General features: G+C 70.3%; 22 protein-coding genes. 12 read left to right on the top strand and 10 right to left on the bottom strand.

Going from position 1 to position 19322, the window contains the following annotated elements:
- Nucleotides 1-7: 7 nt before the first annotated feature.
- Genes ACYVIH_RS15880 through ACYVIH_RS15870 form a run of 3 tightly spaced genes read left to right on the top strand, consistent with a single transcriptional unit; the run spans nucleotide 8 to nucleotide 4848 of the window.
- The gene (locus tag ACYVIH_RS15880) at nucleotides 8-1933 is read left to right on the top strand and encodes a proton-conducting transporter transmembrane domain-containing protein (protein WP_460870453.1); all 1926 of its coding nucleotides are present in this window, start codon (nucleotides 8-10) and stop codon (nucleotides 1931-1933) included.
- A 2-nt stretch (nucleotides 1934-1935) separates the two neighbouring features.
- Nucleotides 1936-3426, top strand: coding sequence for a complex I subunit 4 family protein (locus tag ACYVIH_RS15875; protein ID WP_460870452.1), 1491 nt, complete (start codon nucleotides 1936-1938; stop codon nucleotides 3424-3426).
- A gap of 15 nt (nucleotides 3427-3441) precedes the next feature.
- Nucleotides 3442-4848 carry an NADH-quinone oxidoreductase subunit N gene (locus tag ACYVIH_RS15870; RefSeq protein ID WP_460870451.1) on the top strand — a complete coding sequence of 469 codons (1407 nt, stop codon included), beginning with the start codon at nucleotides 3442-3444 and terminating at the stop codon, nucleotides 4846-4848.
- Between the two features lie 5 nt (nucleotides 4849-4853).
- On the opposite strand, the gene ACYVIH_RS15865 is transcribed toward ACYVIH_RS15870, so the two are convergent.
- Both ACYVIH_RS15865 and ACYVIH_RS15860 read right to left on the bottom strand, forming a co-directional pair.
- Nucleotides 4854-5981, bottom strand: a complete 1128-nt coding sequence (locus ACYVIH_RS15865; RefSeq protein ID WP_460870450.1) for a HAMP domain-containing sensor histidine kinase — start codon at nucleotides 5979-5981, stop codon at nucleotides 4854-4856.
- A complete protein-coding gene (locus ACYVIH_RS15860) occupies nucleotides 5978-6742 on the bottom strand; it encodes a response regulator (protein WP_460870448.1) in 765 nt (254 codons plus the stop codon). Before ACYVIH_RS15860 ends, ACYVIH_RS15865 begins: the two co-directional genes overlap by 4 nt.
- A 147-nt stretch (nucleotides 6743-6889) precedes the next feature.
- On the opposite strand from ACYVIH_RS15860, the gene ACYVIH_RS15855 reads away from it, so the two are divergent.
- Genes ACYVIH_RS15855 through ACYVIH_RS15825 form a run of 7 tightly spaced genes read left to right on the top strand, consistent with a single transcriptional unit; the run spans nucleotide 6890 to nucleotide 12655 of the window.
- On the top strand, nucleotides 6890-7147 hold the full coding sequence (locus tag ACYVIH_RS15855) for an SHOCT domain-containing protein (protein WP_460870447.1): 258 nt from the start codon (nucleotides 6890-6892) through the stop codon (nucleotides 7145-7147).
- 58 nt (nucleotides 7148-7205) lie between these two features.
- The gene (locus tag ACYVIH_RS15850; protein ID WP_460870446.1) at nucleotides 7206-8720 is read left to right on the top strand and encodes a multicopper oxidase family protein; all 1515 of its coding nucleotides are present in this window, start codon (nucleotides 7206-7208) and stop codon (nucleotides 8718-8720) included.
- A 9-nt stretch (nucleotides 8721-8729) separates the two neighbouring features.
- Nucleotides 8730-9176: a hypothetical protein gene (locus ACYVIH_RS15845; protein ID WP_460870445.1), complete on the top strand. Its 447-nt coding sequence runs from the start codon at nucleotides 8730-8732 to the stop codon at nucleotides 9174-9176.
- Nucleotides 9177-9195: 19 nt separating this feature from the next.
- A complete protein-coding gene (locus ACYVIH_RS15840) occupies nucleotides 9196-9456 on the top strand; it encodes a hypothetical protein (protein ID WP_460870444.1) in 261 nt (86 codons plus the stop codon).
- Between the two features lie 48 nt (nucleotides 9457-9504).
- Complete coding sequence (locus tag ACYVIH_RS15835; protein ID WP_460870443.1) at nucleotides 9505-10617, top strand: ABC transporter permease; 1113 nt, start codon at nucleotides 9505-9507, stop codon at nucleotides 10615-10617.
- A 53-nt stretch (nucleotides 10618-10670) separates the two neighbouring features.
- Nucleotides 10671-11774: an ABC transporter permease gene (locus tag ACYVIH_RS15830; RefSeq protein ID WP_460870442.1), complete on the top strand. Its 1104-nt coding sequence runs from the start codon at nucleotides 10671-10673 to the stop codon at nucleotides 11772-11774.
- Nucleotides 11771-12655, top strand: coding sequence for an ATP-binding cassette domain-containing protein (locus ACYVIH_RS15825; protein ID WP_460870441.1), 885 nt, complete (start codon nucleotides 11771-11773; stop codon nucleotides 12653-12655). The genes ACYVIH_RS15830 and ACYVIH_RS15825 overlap by 4 nt, the downstream gene beginning before the upstream one ends.
- Before the next feature lie 32 nt (nucleotides 12656-12687).
- Here the strand turns inward: ACYVIH_RS15825 and ACYVIH_RS15820 are convergent, their stop codons facing one another.
- From ACYVIH_RS15820 to ACYVIH_RS15810, 3 genes are read right to left on the bottom strand one after another with little or no spacing between them, the layout of a single operon-like run.
- Entirely contained in the window at nucleotides 12688-12954 is a 267-nt protein-coding gene (locus ACYVIH_RS15820) for an SHOCT domain-containing protein (protein ID WP_460870440.1), read from the bottom strand.
- A gap of 44 nt (nucleotides 12955-12998) precedes the next feature.
- Nucleotides 12999-14471, bottom strand: a complete 1473-nt coding sequence (locus ACYVIH_RS15815; protein ID WP_460870439.1) for a multicopper oxidase family protein — start codon at nucleotides 14469-14471, stop codon at nucleotides 12999-13001.
- Nucleotides 14468-14701, bottom strand: a complete 234-nt coding sequence (locus tag ACYVIH_RS15810; protein WP_460870437.1) for an SHOCT domain-containing protein — start codon at nucleotides 14699-14701, stop codon at nucleotides 14468-14470. The genes ACYVIH_RS15815 and ACYVIH_RS15810 overlap by 4 nt, the downstream gene beginning before the upstream one ends.
- A 109-nt stretch (nucleotides 14702-14810) precedes the next feature.
- Here ACYVIH_RS15810 and ACYVIH_RS15805 point away from each other — a divergent pair, with 109 nt between their 5' ends.
- On the top strand, nucleotides 14811-14978 hold the full coding sequence (locus tag ACYVIH_RS15805; protein WP_460870436.1) for a hypothetical protein: 168 nt from the start codon (nucleotides 14811-14813) through the stop codon (nucleotides 14976-14978).
- 18 nt (nucleotides 14979-14996) lie between these two features.
- Here the strand turns inward: ACYVIH_RS15805 and ACYVIH_RS15800 are convergent, their stop codons facing one another.
- The 5 genes from ACYVIH_RS15800 to ACYVIH_RS15780 form a co-directional block, all read right to left on the bottom strand.
- Nucleotides 14997-15857 (bottom strand): cytochrome c biogenesis CcdA family protein, encoded by an 861-nt coding sequence (locus ACYVIH_RS15800; RefSeq protein ID WP_460870435.1) that lies wholly within the window; start codon nucleotides 15855-15857, stop codon nucleotides 14997-14999.
- Nucleotides 15854-16438, bottom strand: a complete 585-nt coding sequence (locus tag ACYVIH_RS15795; protein WP_460870434.1) for a TlpA family protein disulfide reductase — start codon at nucleotides 16436-16438, stop codon at nucleotides 15854-15856. The genes ACYVIH_RS15800 and ACYVIH_RS15795 overlap by 4 nt, the downstream gene beginning before the upstream one ends.
- A 5-nt stretch (nucleotides 16439-16443) precedes the next feature.
- Entirely contained in the window at nucleotides 16444-17325 is an 882-nt protein-coding gene (locus ACYVIH_RS15790) for a F510_1955 family glycosylhydrolase (protein WP_460870433.1), read from the bottom strand.
- A gap of 71 nt (nucleotides 17326-17396) precedes the next feature.
- Entirely contained in the window at nucleotides 17397-17813 is a 417-nt protein-coding gene (locus ACYVIH_RS15785; protein ID WP_460870432.1) for a hypothetical protein, read from the bottom strand.
- A 542-nt stretch (nucleotides 17814-18355) separates the two neighbouring features.
- Nucleotides 18356-18667, bottom strand: coding sequence for a thioredoxin family protein (locus ACYVIH_RS15780; protein ID WP_460870431.1), 312 nt, complete (start codon nucleotides 18665-18667; stop codon nucleotides 18356-18358).
- Between the two features lie 58 nt (nucleotides 18668-18725).
- Here ACYVIH_RS15780 and ACYVIH_RS15775 point away from each other — a divergent pair, with 58 nt between their 5' ends.
- Complete coding sequence (locus tag ACYVIH_RS15775) at nucleotides 18726-19136, top strand: heavy metal-responsive transcriptional regulator (protein WP_460870430.1); 411 nt, start codon at nucleotides 18726-18728, stop codon at nucleotides 19134-19136.
- Nucleotides 19137-19322: the final 186 nt, after the last annotated feature.

Below are 19322 nucleotides of genomic sequence, written 5' to 3'. Positions count from 1 at the left end.
CGGGACGATGACTCAGACCGCCCTCTGGCTGCTCGTGCTGCTCCCCGCCCTGGTGGGTGGCGGACTCGCCCTGTCACGCCTCGAGCGGGCGGCGGCGGCCGTCTCGGTGGCCACGGCTGCCGTCACAGCCTCGCTCTCGATGGTTGTCGCCCTCGCCCGGCCGGGGGTGTCGGTCCCGTTCATGGCCGGGAGCGACTTTGCCCTCGGTGTGGACGCCCTGTCCGCGCTGGTCGTCCCGACGGTGGCGGTCGTGACCCTGCTGGTGCTCGTCTTCTCCGCCGGCGAGATCCGGAAGTCGCGGGCCCGGTTCCACGGGCTCATGCTGCTCTTCGCCTCGAGCGCTCTCGTCACCGCCACGGCCGAGACACTCCCTGCGCTGCTGTTCGCCTGGGAGGTCATGGGCGCGACGTCGTACGCCCTGATCGGCTTCTGGTGGCGCGACGACCACCGGGTCTCCGCCGGTCTGACCGCGTTCGTGACCACGCGTACGGCGGACGTCGGCCTCTACCTCGCCGCCGGTGCCGCACTCGCCGGGGGCGCCGGCCTGACCCTCGCTGACCTCCCGGCGAGCAGCGAGGGATGGCGGCATGTGGTCGCGGCGGGCGTCCTCGTCGCTGCGCTCGGCAAGGCTGCCCAGCTGCCGTTCTCGTTCTGGTTGTCGCGCGCGATGGAGGGCCCCAGCCCGGTCAGCGCGCTGCTGCACTCCGCCGCGATGGTCGCCATGGGCGGTTACCTGCTGCTGCGCACGGAGCCGCTGCTGGCCGCCACCGGCTGGGCCGCGCCTGCCGCGGCCTGGGTCGGTGCGCTCACCGCCCTGCTGCTCGGTGCGGTGGCCGTCGCACAGCGTGACCTCAAGCAGCTGTTCGCCGCGTCGACGTCGGCACAGCTGGGGTTCGTGGTCATGGGCGCCGGGCTCGCCTCGGTGAGCGGGGGAGCGGCCCACCTGGTCGCACACGCGTCGACCAAGGCGCTGCTCTTCCTCGCCGCCGGGGCCTGGCTCACCGCGCTCGGCACCAAACGCCTCGCCGGTCTGCGTGGCGTCGCACGACGTTGGCGGCTGGTCGGCTTCACCGCCACGCTCGGCGCGCTCTCGCTGGCCGGCGTGGCCCCGCTCGCGCTGTGGGCGACCAAGGACGCGGTGCTGGCCGCGGCGCTGGAGGAGTCCCCGTGGCTCTACGCCGTCGGGCTCGCCGCGGCCGCTCTGTCGGCGGCCTACGCCGGAAAGATCCTGGTCGTCCTGTGGCGGCACGTCCCCGACGCGGAGCGGGCCGAGGCCGAGCGGCATCACGACGAGGAGGAGCCGGGCACCCGCCACATCGGCATGCTCGAGCAGGCATCGCTGGTCGTGCTCGCGGTCGGCGCAACCGTGCTCGGTCTGCTGGCACTGCCACCCGTCGGTGACACGGTCGCCCGAGCCCTCGGCGAGGAGCCGCTCCACCCGACCCCGGGGGAGATGGCCGCGTCGGTCGTGATCGCGGTGACGGTGCTGGCGCTCGTGTGGTCGCGGCCGCTGCCGGAGCCACGCTGGGCCCTGGGCTGGCTGGGGCTGGAGCACGCGACACAGGTCTCAGTCGTACGCCCCACACTGGCGCTGGCGGAGGCGCTCGCCCGCTTCGACGACCGGGTCCTGGACCGTGCGGTCACCGGGGCGGCCTCGGCAACGCTCGCTCTCGCGCGGCGGGCGGGCACTTTCGACGACCGGGTCCTCGACGGTGCCGTCGAGGCGACCTCCCGGGGCTCGCTGCGGGCCGCGGAGCGCGCCGCCCGCGACGACGACCGCCGGCTCGACGGAGCCGTCGAGGCAGTCGCCGGCTGGCTGCGCGGCCTCGGCCGGCTGGCCCGGCAGCCGCAGACCGGTCTGCTCCACCAGTACTACATCCAGGCCGTCGCGGTCCTCGCGCTCGGTGTCCTGCTCCTCGTCACGGTGAGGTGAACGTGCTCAGTCTGATCGTCTTCCTGCCCCTGGCCGCTGCGCTGGTGCTGGTCGCGCTGCCCAAGCTCGGCGACACCGCTTCGCGGTGGGCCTGGGTCGCGATCGCAGCCGTGGACCTGGCTCTCGTGGTCGCGGTGTGGCTGCGCTACGAGTCCCCGGCGGCCGGGCGGCTGGCGTTCGAGGAGCAAGCCGCGTGGATCCCCGGGGTGAACAGCAGCTACCACCTCGGCGTCGACGGGCTGTCCCTGCCGCTCATCGCGATGACGGCGGTGATCTTCCTGGCCTGCGCGGTCTTCGCGCTGCGCGAGACCGACCGCCCACGCATGCAGGCCGCGCTGTTCTTGTTCCTGCAGAGCGTGAGCATGGGCCTGTTCGTCTCGGCCGACCTGATCCTGTTCTTCGTCTTCTTCGACCTCTCGATCGTCGGGATGTACTTCGTGATCGCCGGCTGGGGCCACGGCGACGCCGCCAGGTCGGCGATGAAGTTCTTCCTCTACACGTTCCTGGGCTCCCTCGCCCTGCTGGTCGGCTTCATCGGCCTCTACATCGCCGCGGACCCGCACACCTTCGACATGGTCGAGCTCGCCGAGCAGACCCCGCTGGCCGGCTCCGGGTTGGCGGGTGGGCTGGTGCTGGCCGCGATCCTGGTCGGGCTGGCGGTGAAGACCCCCACAGTCCCGTTCCACACCTGGCTGCCGCCCGCCCACACCGACGCACCCGCGATCGGCTCGGCCGTCCTGGCCGGAGTCCTGCTGAAGATGGGCACCTACGGCTTCGTCCGGATCGCGATGCCGATGCTCCCCGAGGCCTGGCGGGCCTGGGCCGGCGTGATCGTCGCCGTCGGGATCGTCTCGGTGGTGTACGGCGCGCTGGTGGCGCTGGCGCAGACGAACTTCAAGCGCATGGTCGCCTACACCTCGGTGAACCACATGGGCTACATCATCCTGGCCGTGGGCGCCGCGGGCATCGTCGCCGACGACACCGCGCAGGCCCGCGCCGTCGCGGTCACCGGGGCGGTCACTCAGATGGTCAGCCACGGCCTGATCACCGGCGCGTTGTTCCTCCTCGCCGGCGTCCTCCAGGACCGGGCAGGGACCTACGACATGGACTCCTATGGCGGCCTGGCGGCACCCGCGCCTCGGTTCGCGGCGTTCTTCGCCGTCGGTGCCTTCGCCTCTCTCGGCCTGCCGGGACTGTCGGGTTTCATCGCGGAGTTCCAGATCTTCACCGGCAGCATCGCCGCCGCGCCCGTGACGGCTGTGGCGCTCGTCGGGATCCTCATCACCGCCGCGCTGTTCCTCCGCGCGCTGCAGCGGATCTTCACCGGCGAGACCCGCGGCCGGTCCGCCGGCTTTGGCGACCTCCACCCCGCCGAGGTCTGGTCGGTCGGTCCACTCCTCCTGCTCTCACTCCTGATCGGAGTGCTGCCCCGGCCCCTGCTCGACGTCATCGAGCCCGCGGCTCAGGTCGCCGTCGAGCTCGTCGGGAGGTAGCCCGCGGTGGAGTCCATGGCCATGCGGCCGGCCCTGCTCCTGCCGGAGATCGTGCTGTTCCTCGGCGGGCTCGCAGTCCTGGTCAGCGGATCCTTCCTCCCGCGGACCCGCCAGTGGGTCACCCGCATCGTCGCCGCGGCCGCGCTGGTCGCTGCGACCGTCCTCGCCGCGGTGGACCTGCCCGGCCCGGCGCAGGCGGCGATGGAGGGCACCTTCACCGTCGACACCGCCACCGGCGTCGCGCGGATCATCGCCGCGCTCGGCACCTTCATCGTGCTGGCGCTGGCCTCGGACGAGATCGCGGGCTCACCGCGGGAGAGTGAGACCTACGCACTCCTGCTGTTCGCCACCACCGGCACCCTGGTCCTCGCCGGCGCCGACGACCTGCTCGTGGTCGCGGTCGGGTTCCTGCTCGCCAGCATCCCGCTCTACGGCCTGATCGGCATCGCGCGCACGCCCCACGGCGCCGAGGCCGCGATGAAGACCTACCTGCTCGGCGCCCTCTTCGGCATCCTCCTGCTGGTCGGGATCACGCTGCTGTACGGCGTGTCCGCAACCACGTCGTACGCCGACCTCACTGAGCGTCTCGCCGACGCGCCGGCAGGCGCTGTGGCCGCTGGCGTCGTGGCGGTGCTCGGGGGGCTGATGTTCAAGGCCGGTGGTGTTCCCGCCCACTTCTGGGTGCCCGACGCCGCCCAGGGCGCGGGGGGTGCGGTTGCGGCGTTCCTCACCACCGTGCCGAAGATCGGCGGCGTCGTCGCGGCCTACCGCCTCGTCGCGATGCTCCCCGACACACTTGCATGGCCGCTGCTGATCGGGGTACTCGCCGTCGCGAGCATGACGCTCGGCAACCTCGCCGCCTACTGGCAGAGCGACCCCCGGCGGCTGCTTGGCTGGTCCACCGTCAGTCAGGTCGGTTACCTGCTCGTCCCGGTCGCGGTGGCCGCGCGCAGCGACCTGGCCCTGCCCTCGCTACTGCTCTACCTCGCCGGCTACACCGTCACCAACCTCGCGGCGTTCGCGGTCACGACCGCCTTTCCCGACAGGCGAGACCTCGACTCCTACCGCGGCATGGGCCGCGCCCGGCCGTGGCTGGGCGCGGCACTCGTCGTGGCGCTGCTCGGTCTCGTCGGTACCCCGCCCACCGTGGTCTTCGCCGGCAAGCTCACCACCACCGCCGCCGTCTGGGACGGAGGCCACGCCTGGCTGGCGGTGCTGGTCTTCGTCAACACCGTGGTCAGCCTCTTCTACTACCTGCGCTGGATCGCACCCGTCTATGGGAGAGGCGAGCCGCCGGCGCGCACGATGACGGGTGCGTTCATGCCACGGCCGTGGTCAGCGGCGACGGCCGTGACCACCGCCGTCCTCAGCCTGCTGCTCGGAATCGGAGCCGGCGTCCTGTGGGCGATGTTCTCGCCGTGAACGCGTCAGGTCTGGCCGACCGGTAGCCGCACCCTGAACGTCGTGCCACGACCGGGTCCCCCACTGTCGACGCTGATGCCGCCACCGTGTGCCTCGACGAGGGCTTTGGCGATGCTCAGCCCGATGCCGCTCCCGCCGTGGGCACGGTCACGGGCGGTGTCGACCCGGAAGAACCTGTCGAAGACATGGTCGAGGTGTTCGGCGGGTATGCCTTCGCCGGTGTCGGTGACGGTGTACTGGATCCATCTATCGATCTGGTCGCAGCCGAGCGTGACCACGCCTCCGGGCGGTGTGTGCCGCAGCGCGTTGTCGAGCAGGTTGGTCAGCACCTGCCCGATCCGGTCGGGGTCGGCCAGGACGGGCTGATGGGTGTGCAGCCGGGTCTGCAGACGCACGGCCTTGGCGGTGTACCGGTCGCGGGCCGCGTCGGCGGCTGCGTCGGCGAGGGCGCCCGGGTCGACGGCACGCGGGTGGATGTCGAGCCCTCCTTCTTCGGCGTGGGAGACGGCGCCGATGTCCTCGGCGAGCCGGCGCAGCCGCTGGGTGCTGTCCCGCAGGACACCGAGGGTGTCCTGGTCGAGGTTGCGGACGCCGTCCTCGACGGCCTCGAGGTGGGCGTCGATGGTGGCCAGCGGGGTGCGCATCTCGTGCGCGAGGTCGGCCAGCATCCGGCGGCGGGTGGTCTCGACGGCTGCCAGCCTTTCGGCGAGTGCGTTGAAGGTGCGGGTGAGTGTGGCGAAGTCCCCGCCCAGGCCGGGGTCGGGGACCCGGGCGTCGTGGCGGCCGGCGGCGATCTGGGACGCGGCTTGGGTCACGGGCGCGATCGAGCGTTGGACTCGTCGGCTGAAGTACCACGAGACGGCGAGGGCTGCGACCACGGCGGCGAGAAGCGCGACCGACAGTGAGACCAGGAGGGCTGAGGCGAAGGCCTCCTCGACGTGGTCGGTCTCGGCAGGGGTGTGTCCTACACCGGCGCGATCGAGGTGGTCGTGGAAGATGCCGGGGCCGACCGCTGAGGCGACCAGCCAGGTGGTGAGGGCGCCGGCAACGACGACGAGGGTCTGGCCGATGAGCAGCCGGCTGCCGAAACCTGACCGGCTTCGCGACCTTCCCGGGGGGCTCAGGATGGTCACTGGCCGGTTCCCATGCGGTAGCCGACACCGCGGACGGTGCGGATGAACTTGCCTTCGGCGGCGTCGTCGCCGAGCTTGCGGCGAAGATGTCCGATGTGGACGTCGACGAGGTGCTCGTCGCCGACCCAGGTCTCGCCCCACACCTGGTCGATGAGCTGGCGGCGGTTGAACACCATCCGGGGTCGTTCGGAGAGGGTGGCGAGGAGGTCGAACTCGGTGCGGGTCAGGGACACCGGTGCACCGGCGAGCCACACGTCGCGGCCGACCGGGTCGACGTTCAGGTCACCGAAGGTTCGGGCGTCTTCAAGCGCGTCGGGCTCGCGCAGTGGGCGGGGGCGACGCAGCATCGCCTGCACCCGTGCAATGAGCTCTCGGGGGCTGAACGGCTTGGTCATGTAGTCGTCTGCGCCGACCGACAGTCCGATGAGGGTGTCGACCTCGTCGCTGCGGGCGGTGAGGATGATGATGTAGGCGTCGGAGAAGGTCCGCACCCGTCGGCAGACCTCGACCCCGTCGAGACCGGGCAGGCCGAGGTCGAGCACGATCACGTCGGGGTCGACCTCGCGCGCGGTGGTGACAGCTTGTGCGCCGTCGTGGACCAGGGCGACCTCGAACCCGTCTCGCTCGAGGTAGCTGCCGACCACGGCCGCGAGCTGGGTCTCGTCCTCGATCACCATTGCTCGCAGGCCCGAGAGCGGCCGTGCGCTGGCACCGGCACCGGCGCGTTCGGTCGGGGCTCCAGCCGTTGACTTCTCACTCATAGGGCCCATCGTGTCAGCCCCCAACGTGGCTTCACGCGCGTCGGAACGCTGGTCGGGTTTCTTCAACAAACCTTCATAGGACCACGACCCGATCCACAGGGTGGTCGGCGGATGCTGAGACGAAAGCGATGAAGGGAGCTGGAGACGATGATGGGTTGGTATGGCGACGGAGCCTGGGGCTGGGGTGGCTGGCTGGTGATGACTCTGATGATGGTGGCCTTCTGGGGTCTGGTCGTCTGGGGACTGGTCGCGATCTTCCGCGGCACTACCCGCAGCGACGACCGAAACACCGACGGCCGCTCGCGTGACCCGATGGAGATCCTCGACGAGCGCTTTGCGCGCGGCGAGATCGATGCCGAGGAGTACCACGCCCGCCAGGACGTGCTCCGCACCTCGGTCCACTGACGCTTTCCCCAGCACCGCCAGGGGCGCCCTGGGTCACCACCGATGAAGGAGTCTGACGTTGTCCCACCTCACCCGCCGCGGCCTGGTCCGTGGAGCTGCCGGCCTCACGGGCGTGCTCACGCTCGGGGGCTTGGCCGCCTGCAGCCAAGAGGTGCCGGTAACCCCGGCCGTGCGAGCCGTCGCCGACGCCGAGAAGGCACGGCGGCGTCCAGGTGCCGTAACCGTCGCCGCCAAGCTGACGCCGGCGCCGGTCACGCTCAACCTCGGCGGTCGGGTGGTCACCACTTGGGCGTACGGCGACACCGTGCCCGGCCCACTGCTGCGCGCGACCGCGGGAGACGTGCTCCGCGTGGACGTGGACAACCGGCTTCCCGACCAGACGAGCGTGCACTGGCACGGCATCGCGCTGCGCAACGACATGGACGGCGTGCCGGGGATGACACAGGACCCGATCGACGTCGGCGGGTCTTTCCGCTACGAGTTCACCGTCCCCGATCCGGGCACGTACTTCTACCACCCGCACACCGGCGTCCAGCTCGACCGCGGTCTGTACGGCGTTCTGGTGGTCGACGACCCCAACGAGCCCGGTGACTACGACGACGAGTGGGTGGTCGTCCTCGACGACTGGATCGACGGAACCGGCCGCACCCCCGACGACGTGCTCACCGACCTCGAGGCCGACAGCGGCTCGGGTGACATGGGCGGGATGGACCACGGCTCCATGGGCGGGATGGACCACGGGTCCATGTCCGGCATGGCGGGGGAGGGGATGCAGTCCCGCATCCTCGGCGGCGCCGGCGACGTCGACTACCCGCATTACCTGGTCAACGGACGCACCGCGGACGCGCCGGTGACGTTGACCGGCAAACCTCGGCAACGGGTCCGGATCCGGTTCGTCAACGCCGGTTCCGACACCGCGTTCCGGGTCGCGCTCGGTGGGCACCGCATGACCCTCACCCACAGTGACGGCTTCCCCGTCGTGCCGGTGCCCACCGACGCCCTCCTGATCGGGATGGGGGAGCGGTTCGACGTCACCGTCACGCTCGGTGACGGCGTCTTCCCGCTCGTCGCCGCAGCCGAGGGCAAGAACGGCCAGGGGCTCGCGGTCGTGCGCACCGGCACCGGACGGACACCCCCGGCCGATGTCCGTCCCCGCGAGCTGAACGGTCGCGTCCTGCTCGGCACCGACCTGAAGCCCGCCCAGGAAGTCCAGCTCGCGCGGCGGACACCAGACCGCACGCACGACCTGGTTCTGGGCGGGTCGATGGCGCCGTACCGGTGGACCATCAACGGCACCACGTTCCGCGACGCAGACGCCCTCGATGTGAGTGCGGGGGAGCGGGTGCGGCTGCGGTTCGCCAACCACTCGATGATGTTCCACCCGATGCACCTGCACGGGCACACCTTCGCCCTGGTCGGAAACGGGGTCCGCAAGGACACCGTCGTCGTGCGGCCGATGCAGACCGTCGAGGTCGACCTCGACGCCGACAACCCCGGCCAGTGGGCCGCACACTGCCACAACATCTACCACGCCGAGGCGGGCATGATGACGACCCTGTCGTACCGGGCCTAGGAGACCGCCATGTCACACGACCACCACAACCACGTCGCGGCGACTGCGCCAGCGGACGGCGAACGGGACTTCCCCGTCTCGGAGTCCGAGCCGGGCGGTCCGCTGGCGGCGGTCTGGAGCGCGGTGACCGCGGTCATCGCCACGGTCATGGGGCTGGCCCCGCATGTCCTGCACCACATCGGCCTCTTCGCCGGTGCCGCCTTCGTCGTCGGAGTCGGCGGCAACCTGCTCTTCGGCGCCCTCGGGTTGCTGCTGTCAATCCCGCTGCTGCGCCGTCTGCACCGGCGGTTCGGCACCTGGAAGGCCCCGGCCCTCGCGGTTGCGGTCTTCGCGGTCATGTTCTCGATCTCCGCTTTCGTGATCGGACCGGCGATCAGCAGCTCCGAGCCCGCCGAGGCGCCCCAACCGGCCGGCACCCCCAGCCCCGCCGAACACAGCGCCCACCACACCGACTGACCAGAAAGGAGCGAAGTCCATGACAACACCACGTCACGAGACCAACCCCGACCCCCGGGCACTCGACCACCACCCCGCCGGGGCTCCCGGATCCGACGCTCGGTCGCCCCACGGTGGCCACGGCCTGATGATGCTGCTGATGTGCGTCCCGATGCTGTTGATCGCCGGCTTCCTGGTGCTCACCGGCGCAGGGGGCACCGGCGTGATCCTCGCACTGGTGTGCCTAGGCATGATGGCGGCGATGATGTTCATGATGCCCGGGGGACACAGCCACAAGTAGCACCGGCACGCCGCGGCGGGCTCCGCTGTGGTGGAGGAAGTGACCGCGATGTCACAGCGCAGGGACCAGGTTCCGGTGACCAGGCGGCTGCTCGCCGCGCGGCCGGTGCGAACCGGCGCCGGGATCCTCGGCATCGGCCTGGCACTGATGCTGATGTTGCTGCTCAACGGCCTGTGGGCCGGTGTCCAAGAACGGGTCACCCTCTACGACGACCATCTCGGTGCCGATCTGGTCGTCGTACCGCCCGGCACAGAGAGCCTGTTCGCCGACCCCGGTGTGCTTCCCGCTGCCTCGGCAACCCAGATCGCGCGCACGGCCGGGGTCACCGACACTTCGTTGATCCGGACCATGTACCTGATCCTCGAGCTGCCGCACGGCAAGGCCGCGGTGGCGGCGGTCGCCAGCGAACCCAGCGGGTCCGGTGGTCCGTGGGCGTTCGCCGAAGGTCGCGCACCTGCCACCGCCGAGGAGGTCGCGGTCGACGCCCTGTTCGCCGACCAGCACGGCCTCGGTCTCGGCGACCGGCTGCCCATGTTCGGGCACCCGATGAAACTTGTGGGCCTCACCGAAGACACCGCCATGTTCATGACCCCGCTGCTGTTCACCACCACCCAGGCGATGACCGGGATGCTGGGCGCCGGCGTCACCACGGGCGCGGTGCTCGTCAGCACCGACAGCCCGGGTGTCGTCGCTGAAAGGCTCCGCGACCAAGGGATGACGGTCCGCACCCCAGGCCAGCTCCGGGAGGCCTCGCTGACCCTGGCCACCCAGATCTACGGCTCCCCGGTCAAACTGATGGTCGCTGTCGCCTTCGCAGCCGGCACGCTGATCGTGGCACTGGTCGCCTACACCCGGGTCACCGAACAACAGCGCGACCTCGGCGTCCTCAAGGCTCTCGGTGCCACGCCCGGCCGGATACGCCGGGTCGCCGTCGCCGAGACCGTCACGCTCACCGTCGCAGGTGCCCTCGCCGCCGTGCTTCTGCTGCTCCTCACGCGGGAGCTGCTCGCGTGGTGGCGACCGGCGTTCCCTGTGGCGCTCACCGCTGGGACGGTGGCGCGGACCGCGGCTGCTGCAGCCGCGATGGCGGTGCTGGCCGCGTGGATGCCCGCACGTCGGCTCAACCGGCTCGACGCGGCCACGGCGTTTCGGAGCCGATGATGAACCGAAACATGGCCGTCCTCACACCTCGAACACGGGGTCGCTCCAGAGGTGTGCCGGTCGGGCGACGGTTCCTGTTCGCCGAGCATCGCCGCGCGACCCTCACCGTGCTCGGCGTCGCCGCTGCCCTGCTGCTGGTACTGGTGCTCGATGGGATCTTCGCCGGCGCCATCGACCAGGTCACCCGCTACATCCGCACCTCCCCGGCGCAGGTGTTCGTCTCCCAGAACGGCGTCAAGACGATGCACATGAGCGCCTCCGCTCTGCCGCCGGATGCCGCCTCGCGGGTCCGCTCGGTGGCCGGAGTCGATTGGGTCGCCCCGATCGGGTTCGCCTCCGGCTCCGTCGCCGGTCCGCAAGGCAGGCAGCTGTCCTACCTGATCGGCTACGACACCAGCACGGACCGCGGCGGGCCGGCGGCGCTCGTGACCGGCCGCACACCCGGAGCGGGGGAGGTGATCGTGGACGAGCAGGCCGCCGAGAGCCTTGAGGTCGGTGTCGGCGACACGGTCACCGCGCTCGGTGCGCGACTCGAGGTGGTCGGACTGTCCTCGGGCGGCTCCAGCATCACCAACACCACCGTCTTCGTCTCCCAGCCCGAGTTCGCGAGGATCCACCACGCCGTTCCCTCATACCTGCTGGTCGGCACCGCTTCGTCCGCAGACGCGAGCACGGTCGCCGACCGGATCCGTCAAGCTGTCCCCGGGGTCACGGTCCAGACCCGCGAGGAGTTCACCGCGTCCGAGGCGCGCATCGTCACCGACATGAGCGCCGACCTGCTCCGCCTGATGTCCACCATCGGGCTACTGATCGCGCTCGCGGTGATCGCACTCGGGCTGATGACGGCCACGTTGAACCGTCTCCGTGAGTACGCCGTCCTCAAGGCCCTCGGCGCGACCACCGGCCGGCTGGCCGGCAGCGTGACCGTGCAGGTGCTGTGGACGGTCGCGCTCTCCTCGCTGCTCGCCACGTTCCTGGCCCAGCTGCTGTCCTGGACCCTGCCGCTGCTGGCGCCGGCAGTCAGTATCAGCCTCACCTCGGCCGCGCTCATTCAGACCACGCTGGGGGCGCTCGCAGTGGGCCTGCTCGCCGCCTTGTGGCCGCTGCGCCGCATCGCCACCCTCGACGCGGCAACCGCATTCAGGGAGACACGATGACCGTCATCCACAACACCACCAACGGAGAGCCCAACGTGCAGGAGGGGTCGGTCATCGTCGCCGTACGCGGCCTGACCAAGACCTACGGCCAGGGTGTGGCCCAGGTGGCCGCCGTCCGCGAGGTCGACCTCGACGTGCACGCCGGTGAGGTGCTCCTGGTGATGGGCCCCAGCGGCTCGGGCAAGACCACGCTGCTGCTGATGCTCGGGGCCCTGCTCCGACCCACGGCCGGTTCCATCGTGGTCACGGGTCGGCACCAGGACAGCATCGACCTCGCCACCACATCGGAACGCGAGCTCCCGACGCTCCGCGCGCACACCTTCGGGTTCATCTTCCAGGACTACGCACTGCTGGACGCCCTGACCGCCACCGAGAACATCGCGGTCGCCGCCAACATCGCCGGCACCAAGGGCACCGCCGCTCACAACCGGGCCAAGCACCTCCTGGACCGGGTCGGACTGGCACACCGGGCGACCGCGCGGCCCTCGCAGATGTCGGGCGGCGAGCAGCAGCGGGTCTCGGTCGCCCGAGCCCTCGCCAACGACCCCCCGGTGCTGCTCGCCGACGAGCCCACCGCCAACCTCGACGCCTCCCGGGGCCGCGACCTCGCGCGCCTGCTGCGGCAGCTCGCCGACGAGGACAACCGCTCGATCGTCATCGTCTCCCACGACGACCGGCTCCGTGAGGTCGCAGACCGTGTCCTGTGGCTTGAGGACGGTCGGTTCAAGACCGTCGCGGCGCTCGTGATCGACCCCGTCTGCCGGATGCCGGTCGAGCCGACAGGAGCTCACACAGACTGGAAGGGACGCACCCTGTGGTTCTGCTCGGAGGGTTGCCGCGCAGAGTTCACTGCCGCGCCTGAGCAGTTCGACCTGACATGAGCAGGAGGAACGCTGCCGCCAGCGGCCAGTGGTCACCGGTCGGAATCGCCCCTCAGGTGCCGGAGCCGCTCTTGGTACTCCTCGTCGGTGAGCTCCCCGCGCGCGTACCGCTCGTCGAGGATGTCCTGTGCGTGACTTCGCCCGCTCTCGCCACCGCGTGGGGGAGCGGCTTCGCCGCCGTTCCCCGGCGTCCTGGTCGTGGAGCCGCGGACGAGGAACACGACCAGCAGGATGATGCCGAGAATGACCAGCGGCCAGATGAACCACATCCAGCCCATGCCCCATCCGTTGCCCATCATGGTGCTCACCTCTCTCGCGTCGTCGGAAAGATTGCCGAGTCGAATCACTGGGCCAGCACGGTGCCCATCATGCCGCGGTCCTCGTGGTCGAGGATGTGGCAGTGGTAGACGGTCTTGCCGCCGAAGTCCTCGAACGCCACCCGGACCGTGACCTGGCTGCGGGCGGGGACGTTGACCACGTCGAGCCACAGCGGTTCAGCAACCTCGCGGCCGCTGACCTCGAGCAGCTGCATCGGCCACACGTGCAGGTGGAAGGGGTGGTCCAGCGGGCTGTCGTTGCCGATGGTCCACTCCTCGACGGTGCCGAGGCGGACCTGCTGGTCGATGCGGTCCGCGTCGAACTCCAGGCCGTCGAAGGTGAAGCTCATCGGGCCGGCCCCGCCGCCCATCATCCCGCCCATGCCCATCTGGAAGATGATCGAACGGCGCTGGTCGACCTCGGCGTCGCGCAGGTCCCGCAGGCTCGGCGCCGCGGGGATGCCGCCCCGGTCGCGAGCATCACCCGAGCCGACCTCGACCCGAGCCAGCGTGACCGGCCCGTCTTCGCCGAAGCTCGGGCCACCGCCACCCATCATCCCGCCCACCATGCCTCCGCGGTCCACCGGCTGCGCGATGAGCTCGCTGCTGCCCTCGCGCAGGTCCACGACGAGGTCGAGCCGGTTTCCGGGAGCGAGGACGACGTCGCCGAGTGCGACGTTTTGGGCCAGACGCCCCACGTCACGCCCGACGACTCGCGACTCCTGGCCGGGCAGGTCCAGGGCGAGGTAGCGGGAGGTGCACGCGTTCACGATTCGCCACCGCTCGCGTTCCCCGGAGCGTCCCTTGAGGCGCGGCGCGCTCTGGCCGTTGACGAGGACCAGCTCGCCTTGGCGGCCGATCATCTGCTCCATGGTGGAGGGTGTGACCAGGGAGCCGCCGGGGTCAAGGGTGGTGTCGGAGATCACCATCACCCGCTCCCGGTCGACGTCGATCTTGTCGGCGGGGTCCTCGACGATGATCGCGCCGTAGAGGCCACCGAAGATCTGGTCGGCGACGTGGCCGTGGTGGTGCGGGTGGTACCAGTAGATACCGGGCGGGTGGTCGTCGGGCAGTCGGTGCTCGTAGCGCTGCGTCTGCCCAGGTTCGACGGCGAGGAAGATGTTGTCGCCGTTGCCCTCGGGCGAGACGTGCAGACCGTGGACGTGGAGGTTCGTGACCTCCTCCAGGCGGTTGACCAGGTCCAGGCGCAGGGTGTCACCGGGACGCAGCCGCAGGGTGGGCCCGGGAACACCCCCGTTGTATCCCATCGTCCGTGCCTCCCGCCCGGCCACCTCGTGCGTTCCGAGTGCGGCCTCGAGACGTACCTGGAGCCGGCCGCCCTGGCTGCGCAGGACCTCCGGCTGGGTGAACGACTCCCCGGTGGCCGGATCCAGCAGGGATGGGTTGAGCTCGCGCCAGATGCCGGTGCCGCCGACGGCGGTGCTGGCCAGGCCGAGCCCTCCCATGGTGAGCACGGCCCGCCGGCTGATCGGCTTCATCGGCCCCCTCCCTGGAGAACGCGTAGGCGGCGTTGGAACTCGTCGGTGCTCAGCTCACCCGCCGCATATCTCTCCTCCAGAATTCGCTGCGCTGATCTGCTCGAAGTCGGGCGAGCAGGCGTCGTCCGGCCGGGGGAGTCGGCGATGCCGCCGATCAGGACACGGAGAGCGGTGATGGCGAGCAGCGTCACACCCACGACCAAGAGGGCTGCGTACAGGACCATGGTCATGACTGCGGACCTCCAAGACGTATCCGACTGGTTCTCGCCTGCCGTTTCAAACATACCCCTGGGGGTAACCAGGGCATGTGTTGTCGAAGCCTGACTGGGAAGGGAAACCGTGAGTCCTTACAGCATCGAGAAGCTGCACGCCGGCGCCGGACCAGGGGGAGTGGAGGGCGCAGGGCCGGGTCTGGGCTCGGCCACGAGCTGGACGATCGCGCTCGTCGTCGTACTGCTCCTCCTGGGGCTGGGGTGGTGGAGCACCACCCGCGGCCGCCGGCGCTGAGCAGGCGGCGGTCCGCGGTCACAGAGGAACCTGCCAGTTCGCGATCACGCCCTGGAGGCGGCTGATCAGCTGCATCCACAGGCCGGTCACCTGGAGTACTCCGAGCAGGATCAGCATCGCGCCGCCGGTCCACATCACCGCCCGGGCGTGCCGACGGGCCCAGGAGAACGTCGACATCGCCTTGGTGACCGACAAGGCGGCCAGGATGAACGGGATGCCGAGCCCGGCGCTGTAGGCGAACGTGAGCAGCGCACCCCGGCCGGCGTCGCCGGAGCTCGTCGACAGCGTGAGCACCGCAGCCAGGGTCGGGCCGATGCAGGGGGTCCAGCCCAGCCCGAAGAGCACCCCGACCAGGGGTGCTCCGGCGAGGCCGGCGCGGGGACGGTAGGCCGGTCGGAACGTCCGCCCGGCTAGGGGGATCCGCCAGAACAGGCCGGTGAACATCAGCCCGAGCAGGATCGTGAACACGCCGAGCACCCGCACCAAGGTGTCCTGGTGGATCATTAGCAGCGACCCGAAGCTCCCGAACAGGGCACCGTAGCTGGTGAACACCGCCGAGAACCCGGCCACGAACAGCACCGCACCCAGCAGAGTGCGGGACCGCTGTGCTGAGCGTCTCAGCGGGGGTGCCTTGACCGTGACGCCACTGGCGCCGTCGCCGGGCTCGGGGGCGTGGCCAGCATCGGACTGTGTTCGTGTGGAGTCCGATCCGGCGAGCCCGGCGACGTAGGACAGGTAGCCGGGGACCAGCGGCAGGCAGCACGGGGAGAAGAAGGACACTGCGCCGGCGGCGACCGCGATCAGCAGCGCGACGACCAGCGGCCCGGACAGGACTATGTCGCCCACTCCCTGCGCGGCGGCAGCAGCAGCTGTCGTCATCCTCGCCCCCCGTCTTCAGCGAGCACGTCTTCGACGAGCGCGGAGAGCGTGCCGTAGCTGGTCTTCCCGATCACCCGAGCCGCGAGCCGGCCCTCCCGGTCGACGATCATCGTGCTGGGCACTGCGCTCGGGGGAAGCTTGGACCCGAAGGCGAGCAGCGCTTCCTGGGAGTCGGCGGTACGGATGCTGGGGTAGGGGATGTTGTAGCGTCGTTCGAACGCGAGCGCCGAGGCGTCGTTGTCGCGGACGTTGATACCGATGAATCGGACGCCGTCGGCGCGGGTCTGCTTGGCGACCTTGCGGAGCGCGGGTGCCTCCTCACGGCATGGTGCGCACCAGGATCCCCACACGTTGTAGACCACGACCATGCCGAGCATCTCGCGGCTGTCGTAATCACCGCCCGGCAGCAGCTCACCGGTGATCGGCGGCAACGCGCCCCGCTCGGCAACCGGGACCTGCTCGATGATCCCGTCGCCGCTGGCGAAGCTCTGACCCTGATTTGCAGAGCTCTCCCCGCACGCGGCGAGGCCGGGCACCGCGGCGACTGCCAGGGCCGACAACACGGCGCGCCGAGAAGGCATCCCGCTCACTGCGAGGTCACCCCGGTCCACGTGTTCCCCTCGTCGGTGGACGTGAGGACCCCGGACTCGGTGGCGGCGTACCAATGGTCCTCGGTGGCGGTGAACGCATGCGGTGGCTCGGGCAGGGACCCGCTCTCCTGCCAGGACTCGCCACCGTCACGGCTCGTGTGGACCGCTCCCTCCGGCCCGACGCCGACCAGGAGGTCGCTGCTGACCCAGTCCAGCAGCACCAGGCGAGGCGCCGACTCGACCAGCTGCGGCTGGCCGGACACCTCGAGCTGGACCAGGGACCCGCGGCCGTCGGTGAGCAGCAGGCGCTCCGGGTCCTCGGGGTCGGCGGCCACGTCGGCGGCCGGAAGCTGTCCGAGGTCGCGCCACTGCTTCCCGTCGGTGCTGACCTTGAGGAGGCCGGTCTGGGAGTCCACGCCGTACACCCGGTCCCCGGCAACCTCGAGCGCATGGAAGTCGACCTCGCCCTCCAGCGAGAGGGTCTGCCAAGACCGTCCTCCGTCTGTCGACTCGGTCAAGCCCAGGTGGGCCGGCCCGGAAGAGTCTGGCGCGGGGTGGCCACTGATGAGGAAGCGGTCGGGTCCGGCGATTGTGAACGACATGGTGTCCTGGGCCCCGTCGCCGACTCGCTCGAAGCCGTCGTCGGCGAGGACGAACACTCCGTTGTGGGTGGCCACGTAGAGCCGGTTGTCGGCAGGGTTCACATCCAAGGAGTGGATATGGCCGAACTCGTCGGCGGGGCCGTCGGGCGCCATCCTGCCGCCGTCAGTGACACCGTCGGAGCCGGCGCAGCCGGCGAGGACCAGGCACGCGGCAGAGACGCTGGCGGTCAGCGCGATGCGGGAACGAAGGATCGACGAGTTGCGCGATCTGCGCATGGGGGAGTCTCCAGGTGATCAAGAAAGTGGGCATCGATGAGAGGACGCAGCGGGGATGCGCCGATGCCTGATCAGATCCGGAGAACGCTCAACTGCCGCCACAGCGGTTGCGGGGGTACGACGAGCTCCATCACCCGCACCGCCAGGGCAGGCTCGCGTCGCAGGCGCCAACCGCCGACCCGTGACCTCACCAGCAGCCACAGTCCGACAGCTATGACGGGGACGAGCACCATCAGGCACAGCGTCAACAGGCCTGCATTCTCGCCAGGTGGGGAGTCGTCCGGGCTGGCAGCGGGGGAGTCGGGCGTCGCTGAGGCCGGGGCCATGTCGACGGCCTGAACGACGTGGTGCCCCATGGGTTGGGACGCGTCACCACCTTGCGTGAGTCCATGCATGCCCACGATGCCCAACGCGACCGCGCAGAGCAGGAACGACCACACGATCCGTGACCTCACGGACGTGGACCAGTCGAGACGGGCAAGAGACATCGCAACCAAGGGTACGAACCGAGTCAGCCATACCGGTACTCGGGCCGTGCTGCGGGGGGCTCTGCCCGGCGGCTGGGGTCCTGCGGGCCCTCAGGGTCGCGCTTCGGTCTACTCCTTGACGCATCCCGAGGCCACGCTCGAGCTGCTTGCCGCGGCGGAGCGGCTGTTGGCCGCCGTCGGGGACGCAGTCACCTTGTGTCCGCGGTACGGCGTCGAGGGGGGCGCGAGGTGAGCGTGAAGTCGCACCCGGTGTGGACAGGAAACCTCTCCCCGGAACGGCGGCGTCGGCTTCGCCGGCGTGCCCAGCTGCGGGACAGGTCGGCATCGTCGATGCCCTTGCCGCGCATCAGCCGGGCGCTGTCGATGATCTCGGCGCCGCGACGCTGGATCTTCTTTGGGTCACCCCCCGCGCAGAGCGCATGTGCCGCCTAGGGGAGTGCGTCGACGATCGCGACCCCTCCAGCCCGCGGCAGCGCACGTGTTTGCCGCCGAGACACCGGCCATGGCGGCACCGATCACGATCAGGTCATAGGTGTGCGCCATCACGCATCCTCCTCCGTAACGGCGAGTACATCCCGGAGCTGCTCCATCGTGGGCGCCCCGGCCAGGCCGTCGGGCGTGCGGTAGACCCGACACGAAAAGCCCACGCCGGCGCCGGGCTCGGCGAAGGCATCGACGCCGTCGACCATGATGCTCGGCGAGCCGTGGAACCCCAGCCGTTCGGCCGCCTCCATGGTCTCGACGCGGTGACGCGTCACCACGACATCGGGGCGCTCGGCAGCGATCGCGGCCAGCCGCTGGTCGGTGACCTTCCAGTTCGGGCAGTCGTCGAAGTACAGCAAGGAGACGTCCATGCCCGCGACGTTAAACCTTGTACCGTGGTAGAAGGTCAAGGGTGAGGGGTGGACGAAAGTGTTGATCGGTGAGCTTGCCGAGGCTGGGGGAGTGACCAGCCAGACCGTCCGGTTCTATGAGCGCAAGGGTCTCTTGCCCGACGCCGAACGGGGCGCCAACGGCTACCGGGTCTACGACGAGTCCACGCTCGCCCGGTTACGGTTCATCAACCTGGCCCAGGGCGCTGGGCTCACGCTGTCGGAGATCCGCAGCATCATCGACCTACGCGACGACGGGACCGTGCCCTGCGCGCACGTGGTCGCGCTCATCGACTCCAAGCTCGCTGACGTCCGGGCACGGATCCGGCACCTTGCCGCGCTGCAAGCCGAGCTCGAAGCACTCCTCGAACACAGCCGCCTGCTCGATCCCGCCGACTGTGCAGACGACGACATCTGCCACATCCTCACTAGCCCGTCGATGGACACCTAGACTGCACCGGTTCTCGGACCCGACCTCTGTGCTGCAATCGAATGCTCGCTACAGGGCAGGTCCGCGCAGCTCATCTCGGCTGCCAGATCGGTGAACTGGATGAAGGTCCAAGGACGGCGGTGTCAAGGGCCAGTAGGAACTGCCCAGTGGCGGTCATGAGACCTGCCCGCTGACGGTCACGAGAAC

This window comes from Nocardioides pakistanensis, from assembly GCF_054781215.1.
Note: the sequence above shows the minus strand (reverse complement) of the source record. Positions and strands in the feature narration are given on the sequence as shown.